We start from the raw sequence: 13060 nt of genomic DNA, 5'->3' as shown, positions 1-13060 counted from the left end.
TGCCACATTAAAAGGAGGTATTTTAAATATGAAACAACCAAACTACGGAAACTGGATTTCCAAAACAATGATGCAGTTTCTCTGGACCGCAACCGTCATCTTTCTGGCACTCAGTTTGATGTTCACCTATCTGTTTCAGGTGAACATTCTGGCCGCAGCGGCTCTGGTGCTGACCATATTGTCAGCCATTCTGTCCGTTTATCACCAGGTCTGCCGCCATGCGTTTTCCTTCACAGGAAGAGGGGTAATGAGGGGCATTCACAGCGAATTACTGAATCATCTTTCCTGGAACGGAAATGGCACCCTTCTGGATATCGGCTGCGGCTCCGGTGCACTCACCATTCGCTGCGCCAAAGCATTTCCAAAAGCAGAAATAACCGGAATCGACTATTGGGGAGCACAATGGAACTATGCCAAGGAGCAGTGTGAAGAAAACAGGCGGATTGAACAGGTTCAGCCCATTACATTCATAAAAGGTGACGCTGCTGCAATTCCGTTTCAGAACGAAAGCTTTGATGCTGTAATCAGTAATTTCGTTTTCCACGAGGTTATGACACAGCACGACAAACGTAAGGTAGTCCGGGAGGCTCTCAGGGTGGTTAAAAAAGGCGGGGTTTTCGCCTTTCACGATTTATTTGAACAAAAAACAATATATGGTGATATGAAAGCGTTGGTGGAAGAACTGAAAAAAGAAGGAATTACAGAAATTTATTATATTCCTCATTCAGAAAATATGAAATGCATTCCTTTCTACGTAAAAGCACCATGGCTGCTGTCAGGACTTGGAATACTTTATGGGGTGAAATAAGTTTTTTAAAAGGAATCTGACCGGATTGACAGCCTCCCAAAGGATAGAGTATTATAAATATCAAATACAAAGATCCGCAAAGTACATATAAGGTTAAAAAAGGAAGGAAGGTGATATCATGGCAAAAATCAAAGATTTTACCCTGGAGAACATCAAGGAAATCTGTGAATTCGGCAAGGCAATCTCCTCCCCCGTAAGGCTGGAGATCATTAAACTGTTGTATCAGGACAATTATTCCATAAGCCAGATAGCGGAAGCTCTTGAGCTGCCACAGTCCAGTACTGCATTTCATTTAAAGCTTCTTGAGGCTGCAGACTTAATTCGAATGGAGGAGCAGCCCGGGAGCCACGGAACTATGAAGGTCTGCAGCCGGAAACAGGATTATGCCAATCTTTGTTTTCTACCGAGAAGCAGTCAGATCAACCAGGTAGTCAGCATCGAGATGCCGGTCGGCTCATTTGTAGATTGCAGCATTTTCCCCACCTGCGGTTTATATACACCGACTGGAGTTATTGGAATGGAGGATAAAGAGTACAGCTTTTATCTGCCAGAACGGATGAATGCCGGACTTTTATGGACATCAAAGGGATATGTGCAATATAAGTTCCCCAATCAGCTGCCGGCCGGCAGACTTCCTGTAAACCTGTCGTTTGCCATGGAGATATGTTCAGAGGCTCCTGGTTATGCCGAAAACTGGAGATCCGACATTACCTTGTGGGTAAACGGTATCGAATGTGCCACCTGGTGCTGTCCGGGAGATTTTGGATCCAGAAGAGGCAGACTTACACCTCCGCTCTGGCCCAACGGCTCTACGCAATACGGCATCTGGGTAAAGTGGGAAATCAGGGGAGACGGAACTTATATCAATGGGGAACAGGTCTCAAAAGTCAGGCTCAGCGATATTGCAATTTCGGATAAACCCTTTGTTGCAATGACCATAGGAAATAAGAAAAACGCCAGGTATGAAGGCGGCTTTAATCTTTTTGGCAAGACCTTCGGTGATTATCCCAGGGATATTTTAATGGAGATAGAATATTAATTACATTTTATAACAAGACAACTGTCTGGAAAATATGTTTGTTTCCAGATGGTTGTTTTTTATTGTCTTATGTCCGGAAAACAGAAATAAATGGTTATAACAGAATTTCTATTTTTTTAAGGAAATTTAAATGAGTTAATAACATTATTACTGTTGTAAATATAAAATATATACAAATATATTCATATATTCTATTTTAATATATTGACTTACACAATAAAAAGGTGTATTGTTGCTTTATTAAATCAGCATTACTGTTATTAAAACAATTATATCTAAATGGCAGTGAACTGGTTTATAGTGTATGCATTCAAACAAAATAAGGAGGTAATTATGAGAAGAAGCAAAAAATGGATGGCTGCCTTAGGTGCAGCAGCACTGGTAATGACAGCTCTGTCTGGCTGCTCAGGCACCACCGCAACCCAGACTGCCGGGAGTACTCAGACAGCAAACAGTACACAGGAAAGCAAAGAGACTGCATCAGGGCAAACGTCAGCCGCTACGGAAGAAACAAAGAATGTCAACGACGACGGAACGGTTAACAATCCGGAAAAAGTTGCAGTGGATGCCAACAAGCTGGTAATGTGGTCCTTATTCAGCGGAGGCGACGGCGGCTTTATGTCAAAGATGATTGAAGATTACAATGGTACCAGTCCTACGAAGCAGGTACAGTCCATCATGTTGGTATGGGCAGACTATTATACCAAGCTTCAGACGGCTGTTGCTGCTGATAAAGGACCTGATATCGGCATATCCCATGCTTCTTCTCTGCCTCAGTTAGTGGAAGATGGTGTAGTACAGCCGATCACTCCCTATCTTAAGGAATTGGGAATTGATCTTAGCCAGCATTATTCCCAGGCTTCCATAGATGCTGTTACATTTGACGGAGAGGTTTACGCGGTGCCGCTGGATACTCATGCAGAGATAATGTATTTTAATAAGAATATATTAGAACAGGCAGGAGTAGCCTTAAACGGAAGCGGAGGAGTCGATATCAAAAGCGCTGATGATTTTTATGCTGTCTGCGATAAAATAAAATCCGTGATTCCAGCAGATGGTTCCGTTATCGCCCTTACCAGCAACGGAGATGACCCTTACCGCTTATGGTGGGCATCCTATTTCCAGATGGGAGGTACTCCTATAGTCAGCGATGACGGCAAAAAAGTGACTCTTGATAAGGATAAAGCCGTTAAGGCGGCCGAGTTTGTAAAAGGACTTTATGACAAAGGTTATGTTAAGGAAGGTATTGATGACCACCAGAAATTCTTCCAGAGCGGCAAAGCAGGAATCTGCATTGGCGGAACCTGGGCCGTTGGAGCCTTTGAACAGACAGATAACTTAAACTTTATACCAGTACCATTTCCTAAGCTCTTTGATACAGACAATTGCTGGGCAGATTCCCATACATTCATTCTTCCAACAAAAAAAGCAAGGAATGAAGCAGACTGCAAGGCTGCCGTGGAATTCATGGTATCAGCGTCCATGAAAGGCGGCGTTACCTGGGCTGGTTCCGGTCAGATTCCGGCATGCAAAGAAGTTCTTGCAAGTAATGAATATAAGGCTCTTCCATACAGAAGCAGTTACATGTCCGAAGTTGAGAAAGCAATTCTTCCTGCGAAGGTATCAACTTTTAACGGTATGAAGAAAGGCATGATTGACAGCCTTGATACGATCTGGACAGGAAAGGGTGATGCCAAATCCGGCATTGACACTCTTTACGATGAGCTTGAATCAAATCTTCCGTAATAACAGGTAAGCAGAGGGGGATTATTTCCCCCTCTGAACAAGGCGGTTTGTATGGTTGGGAGGACTTAAACCTTGAGCAGAAGCAGAAAAATAAGAGATATGGCGACAGGTCTTGGATTGTGCTTTCCTTTTTTGGCCTTATATACAGTTTTTACTATTTGGCCGGTCATTCAGGGGCTGTATGTAAGTTTACATAAATGGTCCTTAATGGGGAAGGTAAAATTTGTAGGGCTGGATAACTATATTAAGTTTTTATCGGATCAAAAATTTATTGATGCACTAAAACATACGATTATATTTGTTGCACTTTCCGTTCCATTTCTGGTAATCATGGCTCTGATACTTGCTCTGTTTGCCAATCGGCCGGTAAAGATCAGACGTGGATTAAGGATCGCATTTTATCTTCCAAGCATTATCTCAGTTTCAGTTGCGTCCTTTATTGCTAAATATATGTTTGCGCCCTACATGGGTTTTGTAAACGGTATTCTTCATTTGACCGGCCTCTTAAAATCAGGGTCGGAAATCCAGTGGCTGATCGATACAAATCATGCATGGGCGGTAGTCACCATAATGACCGTATGGTGGACTGTCGGTTTTTCCATGCTGTTATATTTATCAGCTTTGCAGGATATCTCTCCTGAAATATACGAAGCTGCGGAAATCGACGGGGCTGCAAAATGGCAGCAATTATTCTCCATCGTCCTCCCGTTGCTAAAACCCACCACGTATTTAATCGTGATGCTGCAGATTATTGCAAGCTTTAAAGTATTCGGTCAGATCCAGCTGATCACGGCCGGAGGACCAGCGGGAAGCACCAAACCATTGATCCAGTATATTTATGAAACGGGCTTTACCAAAAATAATATGGGATATGCGGCTGCCATGTCATATGTACTGTTTGCTATTCTGGTGGTGTGTACCCTGATTCAGAAAGCAATTCAGAAAAAGGGGGAACAAAAAGATGAAGCGTAAAAAAGCAAAAGCCGGAAGTCTTATTTTGACCGTTTTGTCAGCCGGGCTGGCTATCATTTTTCTGGCTCCTGTGATCTGGGCTTTCTTTGTATCGCTGCAATATGAGGGAAAGCAGATTAAAAGCGTAGTCAGCTGGTTTTCTCCCCCATACACCTTTGGGAATTATCTGGATCTGATTATTGGCTCAGATGTTGCCAAATGGCTTCTTAATTCCGTGGTGGTTGCGGTTCTTGTTACAGTTTTAACCCTTCTCTTCTCTGCCATGGCTGCTTATGCTCTGTCAAAAATTAAATTTATGGGGAGAAATAAACTGTTCTTTTACTTTTTACTGGGGCTCATGGTTCCAGGAGAGGCCACCATTGTTCCGCTGTTTATTACAGCCAACAATATTCATCTGATTGATACTTATGCAGGTCTCCTTCTGCCATCTGTGGCAGTTTCCATGAATTTAATTATCATGGTTACTTTTTTTAAAGGTATTCCTGATTCCCTGATTGAAGCCGCAAGAATAGACGGCGCCGGGGAGATTACAATTTTTTCCAGAATCGTCATGCCGCTGTCAAAGGCAGTCCTTTCAACCATCAGTATCTTTGCATTTATAGGGAGCTGGAATAACTATCTCTGGCCCTTACTCTGTTCTATGGACAGTAGTAAATTTACATTGCCTGTGGGAATCCCCATTTTTGCCGGAACTTACACCGTGGATTATGTGAAACCGATGACGGCCAATATGATTGCATCAATTCCTGCTATTATCATATACCTGATTTTTGAAAAACAGATTGTACAGGGAATTACCATGTCCGGCGTCAAGGGTTGACATAAGTATAAAACAGATAAAGGAGAATTAACTTCATGTTATGCTATCAAAAAGATTATCCAAGACCACAATTTGTCCGAAATGACTGGGCCAGTTTAAACGGAATCTGGAACTTTAGCTTTGACGACAGCAACAAAGGAGAGGAAGAAGGCTGGTATAAGAGTTTTCACAGGGAAACAGAGATATGTGTCCCCTTCACCTATGAGACGAAGAAAAGTAATATTCGAGACGAAGAAATTCATCATTATGTGTGGTATGCCCGTACATTTCAAGCTGATAAGGCAAAAACAACACGCAATAAGCTGATTCTGCATTTTGAGGGAAGTGATTTTCTTACAAAGGTGTGGATTAATGGTCAACTGGCCGGAATGCACGAAGGCGGATATTCCCGCTTTTCCTTCGATATTACAAATCTTATAACCGATGGCGAAAACCTTGTAGTCGTTAAAGCCGAGGATCATCCCGATGCACAGCAGCCCAGAGGGAAACAGCGATGGATATCCGAGAATTTCGGTTGCTGGTATGTTCAGACAACAGGAATCTGGAAGACCGTATGGATGGAGTATGTCCCCAACATCAGCTTACACTCAGTGAAAATGACTCCTATTCTGCCGGAAGGCAGGCTGGAACTGGAATATACAGTGGACTGTCCTGAAGCTTTGGACGGAAAAAAACTGGAAGTGGAGGCATTGGTAAGTTTTGGTGGCAGATTTGTGACAAAAGTTCTGACAGCCATAGCGAAAAATCCCACAAAAATTTCCGTTGATCTGGTGGCTGCAGAGGCAGGCTACCCCTGGGGAATTCGTACGTGGACTCCTGCCGAACCAAATCTTTACGACATCTGCTTTAGTACCCGGTTTAATGGAGAGGTGTGGGATGAAATTGGTTCTTACTTTGGAATGCGCGAGATCCGGATCAAAGGTCCTAACATTCTTCTAAACGGAGCACCACTGTATCAAAGGCTGATTCTTGACCAGGGATATTGGGAGGAATCTCATTTGACTCCCCCAGATGAGGAAGCATTAATCCAGGATATTGATAAAATTCATGAACTTGGCTATAACGGTTTAAGAAAGCACCAGAAAACAGAGGATGAAAGATTCCTTTACTGGTGTGATGTAAAGGGAATGCTGATCTGGAGCGAAGCGCCTGCTGCCTACATTTATTCCGACAGGGCAGTGAAACTTTTTACAAGGGAATGGCTAGATATTGTAAAACAGAATTATAATCACCCCTCCATTATCACCTGGACTCCTTTAAACGAATCCTGGGGTGTCCCACAGGTTGAGACAAACAGAACACAGCAGCACTTTACAGAAGCGATCTATCACCTGACAAAGAGCATTGACCCATACCGCCCGGTTATCGTAAATGACGGGTGGGAACATACCGTTTCCGATATTCTTACTCTGCATGATTATGAAGAGGCAGGCGAGATTCTCAAAAAGCGATATACGCAGTATAAAGAAGAAATTATGACAACGGAGATTTACCACTCCACTTCCAAATCCGCCCTTGCAAACGGCTTTTCCTACAAAGGTCAGCCAGTGATCATCAGTGAATTTGGAGGCATTGCATTTGACAGTGATAAAGAAGGCTGGGGATATGGAAATAAAGTCAATACAAAAGAAGACTTTTTAAAGAGGTTTGACAGTATTACAACCGCTATAAAAGAAATTCCCTATGTCTGCGGCTACTGCTATACCCAGGTTACAGATGTACAACAGGAGATCAATGGTCTGATGGATATCTCCAGAAACTATAAAGTAGATCCTGAAGTAATTAAAGAAATCAATGAAAGAAAAGTGGCATACTGGAGAGATGAACTCCGGTAGGATGAAATCTAATAAAGTTTTATAAGGCCTCCTCTCTATATGTCTAAACAGAGCGGAGGCCTGCTTTTTATAATTGCACAGTTAGAAACCGCAATAACGCCCACCTAATTATAGTTTCCTGCCTTTTCAATTTCACCTGCCAGTAATTCAAGTTCCTTTACTGATTCCTCTATGGTATCACTAAAAGCTGCCAATTCAAGAATCCTTAAAAGCTTGTCATAACAATGCCCAGGTTTATTTTCAAATCTCTGGATATACCCCTCAATTCTTTTTCGGCTGGGAAAATATGTATGGTTCAGTGCATAAAGAGCCTGCAGCAAATGATCCAGTGAATTTTCCAGCACCTGATGATAAAATAGAACTTCTTTTCTCAAAATCGCTCTGCCCAGATCCTCCTCATTCAGCACACGTGAGATATGATACTGAAACAGCTTATGAAACAGTTCTGGCGGATATTTCTTCACCATTGCTTTCATCTCTGACCAGACAGAATCCTCTTCATATAGGATATGAATGGACTCCACGCTGGACAATCTTCCTGTAGGATAAAAGCCCCCTGTCATACCAAGATGTTTTCCCTGTAAAGTCTCTTCCAAATACTCCGTCATCTCTTTTACGGTAAAATACATAGGCATAACTTCAATTTCTTCAATAACCAATATATCCCCATACCCCCACATACCGCCATTGCATACATTCATGGTACATTCTGAGTATTCTCCAGCAAAGGAAGCATAGATCCGTTCCCGTTCTTTTTTCTCCGGAATAACCGTACAAAGAACAAACAGATCAATATCACTTTTTCCGGGGACCAATACTGCATTTATGTCACCAGTCTGTGCGATCCCTTTAACATATTTACATTTTAATATCTCACACACAAGCCTATCTTTTATCTGCTGAACATTCATATCAATTTCCTCTCGACTTAATCAACCGCCTGCTGCCTCACTACCTCTTTCAGTAAGCCATTAAAATGCTGAATCATTCCATTTACATCGTCCATATCGTAATAATCTTTCAACTTTAGCTGTATCGCTCCCGACAAATTGTTCAGGCAATGTCCAATATGATAGAACTCCATCCGATCTAAATCCAAATCCATTTCCAGATTTTCCAGCAGACTGCCGAACCGGATATTTAGAAAACTTATTTCTTCCTCCAAATCACAATATTTGCCTCCTTCAATGTCAATTAAGTAAGCATTGTCATATTTATCAACCAGTACATGATTTGGTCCCAGCTCTCCATGAATAAAGGTATACTCCTGCCTTTTCTCCATAATCTTTGACAGCTCCAGCAATTTATCCCATACTCCCATATACAATTTTATATTACTACCATCTGCTGCCTTTAAATATCCGATATTCTTTTGTGCGGTTCTAAGTGAATGTTCCAGGACATTAAATTCTTCCGTTTGCAATCGGTTTAACTGCCCCACAAAATCACTCTTTATTTTATGCAGGTTATTAATACTGGTTTTTAAAGAACATAATACTCTGGGCAATCGGTCTTCCTGCTGCGCAATTATATCATCCATATCAGTTCCATCTATGTATTCTGCAAAAGCATATTCATAGTCCTGCTCTCCTTTGCTTCTATCCATAAAGTATAACTTTGGTGTGAGCACGTTATGTTGTAACATCAATTTATTGTTTAATTCAAACAATAAAGAACTGCTGGATGAAAAAATATCTTTTTCCTCATCATAAGTAAAATACGTAGTGCTTTTATCCCATATGTAAATAATAAAGCAAAACCCACTTTTAGTCTCTGCCAGATATGTATGCTTTTGTGCACCTCCCAGAATTCTTGTCATTCGATTCAGAATAAAAGAATCTCCAAAAACCACCTTTGTTTTTAACTTCATGAACGGTTCAACCTTATCTGCTTCCATATAGTTTCCCTTTCTCCACATATTTCCTTTTCTGTAACAAACTTATCACTAAACGTAATAGAATTCAAGCTTTCTTAACGGATCCTTTATTGACATCCCATTTTGTTTTTTGTAAAATACCCCATAGTTCACAGAAATGTGATCTGCTGCTGCATCATGACGATTATTATTCCGGCTATTAAAGCATACTATAATCAGCGCCGTGAGAGAGTGACAAGACTTTTGTTGTAATATTTACTTTACAGCAAAGGTTTTTTTGATTTGAAATAAAATATATAAAAAGAGGATGACATGGAATTAATATCAAAAAAATCAAGTATTTCTAAATTAACACTTGGAGGAATCCTGGTAACATTAGGTGTTGTATATGGAGATATCGGCACATCACCGCTTTACGTAATGAAATCTGTATTATATGGAAATGGCGGTATTCAGACTGTCTCCGAAGATTTTATTCTTGGAACCCTGTCCCTGGTATTTTGGACACTCACCATATTAACAAGTATAAAATACGTATTTATAACCTTAAGAGCCGACAATAATGGTGAAGGCGGTATCTTTTCCCTTTTTACACTGGTCAGAAGCCGCTCCAGATGGCTGATCATCCCGGCAATGATCGGAGGTTCCGCACTGTTGGCAGACGGTATGCTTACTCCGGCAGTAACCGTGACTTCCGCTGTTGAGGGTCTGAAACTGCTGCCAGTCTTTCACGAGCTTTTTGGTGACAATCAGGGAAGTATCATCGCTCTGGTTATCTTCATAATCTGTATTCTGTTTTTTATTCAACACATTGGTACAGATTCCATTGGTAAATTATTCGGTCCTATCATGTTTTTGTGGTTCTGCAGCCTGGCCTTTTTCGGAGTGATTAATCTCGCGCAAAATCCTTCTCTGCTGCGTGCATTGTCACCCCATTACGCGATTAATACCCTTTTCAGCCCTGACAATAAACTTGGTTTTTTTATCCTGGGCAGCATATTCTTGTGTTCTACTGGCGCAGAAGCACTTTACTCTGATCTGGGGCATGTAGGCAGAAAGAATATCTACTTTACCTGGCCATTTGTTAAAATATGTTTATTACTCAACTATTTTGGTCAGGGTGCATGGATTTTATCTTCAAAAAGCAATCCCGTGTTTGCTCTGACAGAAGACATTAATCCATTTTACCAGATGATTCCTCATGGTATGCTTGTTTACGGCATCTTAATTTCTACCCTTGCTGCAATCATAGCATCTCAGGCTCTGATATCAGGTTCCTTTACACTTGTATCAGAAGCAATTAAACTGAATCTGTTTCCCAGACTCCATACCATATACCCCTCCCCTTCCAAGGGACAGCTTTATATACCTGCAATCAACCGGATTTTATGGATAGTCTGTATTGGAATTGTATTCTACTTTCAAAGCTCTGAGAAAATGGAGTCAGCCTATGGTCTTGCAATAACAGTTACCATGCTCATGACAACTATTCTGCTCTATAACTATATGCTTAAGAAGAAAACACCCATTCTGCTTGCAGTCATCATGCTTGTTTTCTTTATGAGCTTTGAGATTTCTTTCTTTATTGCGAACATCGTAAAGTTTTTCCATGGCGGATTTGTAGCCATAATCATAGCAGTATCCATTTTGTTTATTATGTATCTCTGGGACAGAGCTCATGTGATCCGGGTGCGTTATGAGGAATTTGTGCCCCTTGATAATTATTTAAAATTACTGACTCAGTTAAGCCAGGATCCTGACGTTCCCAAATATGCCAGTAATCTGGTGTGTTTAAGCAAATGTCCAAATTCAAAGGAAATTGAACGCAAAATATTATATTTTCTTTTAGATAAACGACCAAAAAAAGCAGATGTTTACTGGTTTGTAGATGTTAACGTAACTGATGAACCCTATCAGGCAGAATATACGGTTGAAAAATTCAACACAAACAATATCATAAAAATTCAATTAAAACTGGGCTTTCGTATTGATCAAAACCTGAATGTGTTTTTGCGGCAGATATCAACGGAGTTGGTGGAAAACGGGGAAATTGAACCTCAGTCAAACAGCTACTCCATTCTTCCCAACCGAAAGCTGGGAGATTTCAGATTTGTATTTATCCAGGAGATTTTATCTCGTGATGCCACATTATCCGCCTGGGACTCGTTCGTATTAAACACAAAACTGTTTATACAGAAATTCACAGCCTCCCCCTCAAACTGGTTCGGGCTTGACACCAGTGATGTTTATATTGAAAGAGTGCCTATGTTTCTTGGACATTCAAACCGGGTGATTTTAAAAAGAGTGGAACAGAAAAAGGTAAATAATAGAAAGTAAAAAGTATTAATACTAGTATCCCCCCATATTGAATATCCTTTAATGCATTATAGATTATATAAGGAGTGGTGATATTTGTATGATACAGTTAACTGCCCATATAAAATTTTAATTTACTCTATGACAAATGCTGCTGATAACAATGAAGTAATAGCCCTTAAACTGGACTCCTATTGTGATACTGTCCATGTGATATCTTACCAGACAGGCGGCAAAGGCACAGGATCTCCAAATGAAGACCCGCTAAGTTCACAAGGGGCTGTCATACTTTCTCCTGATAAACATTTTCTATTTGCAGTAAATGCAGGAAACAACAGCATCTCCAGCTTCAGGATTACCAGTTCGGGGGCATTGGTTCTGGCAGACGTGAAACCCTCCGGGGGGTTTCAGCCAATCAGTCTGACTGCCTGTTACGGCCTTCTTTATGTGGCAAATGCAGGCAACGGAAGCACCATAGCCTCTAATATCATGGGCTTTTATGTGGATGCCAACGGCATACTTACAGAAATTGCTGGTTCATCAAAACAATTAAGTTCACCCCATGCCAAGCCTGCATGCATTGTCACTAATTATAATTGTAAAATAATTGCTGTCACCGAGCGGAACACCAATCTTCTCAATATTTTCACCATACAGACAGATGGATCTCTAAACAACCCAATTATCAGCAATTCCAGCGGAACGGGGCCTTTTGGCGCAGTCTTTTTAACCAATGAAATAATACTGGTTGCAGAAGCTGGGACAAATGCGATATCCTCTTACAGAGTCAACCCTAATGGAACACTGTCTGTAATCAGCTCATCGGTTTTAAATTATCAAAAAGCTACTTGCTGGATCGCCCTCTCAGAAAATGGATTTGCCTATACCTCCAATGCCGGAAGTAATACCATAACCGCGTATGAGGTTGATTGCGAGGGCCATATGAGCGTTTCTAATATCAGATACAGTACTAACAATGGAATGGGTTCTCCGATTGACAGCAGTGTCTGCGCCAATAATCTGTATGTTCTTAACGGAAACCAGGGTTCAATCAGCATTTTCCATATAGACCCAGGTGGTAAATTAGCCAGAACAGCAGTATTGAGAAATACTTATCTGCCAGATATCGGATCACAAAGTTTAGCCACTTTATGCTTCGCAGATAATTAGATTACAGCCAAAAAGGCGCTGCCTGTCAATTTGACAAAGCAACGCCTTAATATATACTCCCCAGTATAATAATTACTTTATCTGATTTTTCAGAAAGGATACCTCTTCTTTTGTCAAATCCCTTAAATCTGAATTTTCCATAGATGTATCACTATTTTCTATCAGAATCAATTTTGCCTCTTTCGTCATAATGGTATTATGCCAAAGTGTAGGCGGAATCTGATAAACTGCGTATGGCCTCATCTCAACAATTTTAATATCCAGGCCAGCCCCCTCTTCTGTGGCATAGACAAGTGAACAGCTTCCATTCAGCAAAACAAACAGCTCATCTGTGCAATTATGTCTTTCCAGATTTCCAATCTGTTCAATATCATTGGCCGGTTTCCAATTCTTGATTCCTACTGTCCACTGAGGATTTTCATAAACTCTTTTCAGAGCCTCTCCATCATACTGTATTTCTGATATTTTCATCTGCATT

At 40.9% G+C, this 13060-nt stretch carries 11 protein-coding genes; 8 read left to right on the top strand and 3 right to left on the bottom strand.

The window, feature by feature from the left end; translation table 11 throughout:
- Positions 1-28: 28 nt before the first annotated feature.
- The 6 genes from ACOAOT_RS22500 (at position 29) to ACOAOT_RS22475 (ending at position 7220) form a co-directional block, all read left to right on the top strand.
- Entirely contained in the window at positions 29-808 is a 780-nt protein-coding gene (locus tag ACOAOT_RS22500) for a class I SAM-dependent methyltransferase (protein WP_420218986.1), read from the top strand.
- A 118-nt stretch (positions 809-926) separates the two neighbouring features.
- On the top strand, positions 927-1847 hold the full coding sequence (locus ACOAOT_RS22495) for an ArsR/SmtB family transcription factor (RefSeq protein WP_420218985.1): 921 nt from the start codon (positions 927-929) through the stop codon (positions 1845-1847).
- A gap of 333 nt (positions 1848-2180) precedes the next feature.
- On the top strand, positions 2181-3593 hold the full coding sequence (locus ACOAOT_RS22490; protein WP_420218984.1) for an extracellular solute-binding protein: 1413 nt from the start codon (positions 2181-2183) through the stop codon (positions 3591-3593).
- 72 nt (positions 3594-3665) lie between these two features.
- Positions 3666-4565: a carbohydrate ABC transporter permease gene (locus ACOAOT_RS22485; protein WP_324293205.1), complete on the top strand. Its 900-nt coding sequence runs from the start codon at positions 3666-3668 to the stop codon at positions 4563-4565.
- Positions 4555-5385 (top strand): carbohydrate ABC transporter permease, encoded by an 831-nt coding sequence (locus tag ACOAOT_RS22480; RefSeq protein WP_420218983.1) that lies wholly within the window; start codon positions 4555-4557, stop codon positions 5383-5385. The genes ACOAOT_RS22485 and ACOAOT_RS22480 overlap by 11 nt, the downstream gene beginning before the upstream one ends.
- Before the next feature lie 35 nt (positions 5386-5420).
- On the top strand, positions 5421-7220 hold the full coding sequence (locus ACOAOT_RS22475) for a glycoside hydrolase family 2 protein (protein WP_420218982.1): 1800 nt from the start codon (positions 5421-5423) through the stop codon (positions 7218-7220).
- Positions 7221-7324: 104 nt separating this feature from the next.
- Here the strand turns inward: ACOAOT_RS22475 and ACOAOT_RS22470 are convergent, their stop codons facing one another.
- Entirely contained in the window at positions 7325-8131 is an 807-nt protein-coding gene (locus ACOAOT_RS22470) for a DUF4037 domain-containing protein (RefSeq protein ID WP_420218981.1), read from the bottom strand.
- A gap of 17 nt (positions 8132-8148) precedes the next feature.
- Entirely contained in the window at positions 8149-9117 is a 969-nt protein-coding gene (locus ACOAOT_RS22465; protein ID WP_420218980.1) for a phosphotransferase, read from the bottom strand.
- 291 nt (positions 9118-9408) lie between these two features.
- On the opposite strand from ACOAOT_RS22465, the gene ACOAOT_RS22460 reads away from it, so the two are divergent.
- A complete protein-coding gene (locus ACOAOT_RS22460) occupies positions 9409-11433 on the top strand; it encodes a KUP/HAK/KT family potassium transporter (RefSeq protein WP_420218979.1) in 2025 nt (674 codons plus the stop codon).
- Positions 11434-11508: 75 nt separating this feature from the next.
- A complete protein-coding gene (locus ACOAOT_RS22455) occupies positions 11509-12582 on the top strand; it encodes a lactonase family protein (protein ID WP_420218978.1) in 1074 nt (357 codons plus the stop codon).
- A 72-nt stretch (positions 12583-12654) separates the two neighbouring features.
- Here the strand turns inward: ACOAOT_RS22455 and ACOAOT_RS22450 are convergent, their stop codons facing one another.
- On the bottom strand, positions 12655-13059 hold the full coding sequence (locus ACOAOT_RS22450; protein ID WP_420218977.1) for a cupin domain-containing protein: 405 nt from the start codon (positions 13057-13059) through the stop codon (positions 12655-12657).
- Between the last annotated feature and the right edge of the window lies 1 nt (position 13060).

It is taken from the genome of Lacrimispora struthionigena (assembly GCF_048627165.1).
Lineage (GTDB): Bacteria > Bacillota > Clostridia > Lachnospirales > Lachnospiraceae > Lacrimispora.
Note: the sequence above shows the minus strand (reverse complement) of the source record. Positions and strands in the feature narration are given on the sequence as shown.

Coding starts and splice junctions, on each gene's coding strand:
- ACOAOT_RS22480 (WP_420218983.1), top strand. CDS start 4,555: ATGAAGCGTAAAAAAGCAAAAGCCGGAAGTCTTATTTTGACCGTTTTG.
- ACOAOT_RS22495 (WP_420218985.1), top strand. CDS start 927: ATGGCAAAAATCAAAGATTTTACCCTGGAGAACATCAAGGAAATCTGT.
- ACOAOT_RS22460 (WP_420218979.1), top strand. CDS start 9,409: ATGGAATTAATATCAAAAAAATCAAGTATTTCTAAATTAACACTTGGA.
- ACOAOT_RS22475 (WP_420218982.1), top strand. CDS start 5,421: ATGTTATGCTATCAAAAAGATTATCCAAGACCACAATTTGTCCGAAAT.
- ACOAOT_RS22490 (WP_420218984.1), top strand. CDS start 2,181: ATGAGAAGAAGCAAAAAATGGATGGCTGCCTTAGGTGCAGCAGCACTG.
- ACOAOT_RS22465 (WP_420218980.1), bottom strand. CDS start 9,117: ATGGAAGCAGATAAGGTTGAACCGTTCATGAAGTTAAAAACAAAGGTG.
- ACOAOT_RS22470 (WP_420218981.1), bottom strand. CDS start 8,131: ATGAATGTTCAGCAGATAAAAGATAGGCTTGTGTGTGAGATATTAAAA.
- ACOAOT_RS22500 (WP_420218986.1), top strand. CDS start 29: ATGAAACAACCAAACTACGGAAACTGGATTTCCAAAACAATGATGCAG.
- ACOAOT_RS22450 (WP_420218977.1), bottom strand. CDS start 13,059: ATGCAGATGAAAATATCAGAAATACAGTATGATGGAGAGGCTCTGAAA.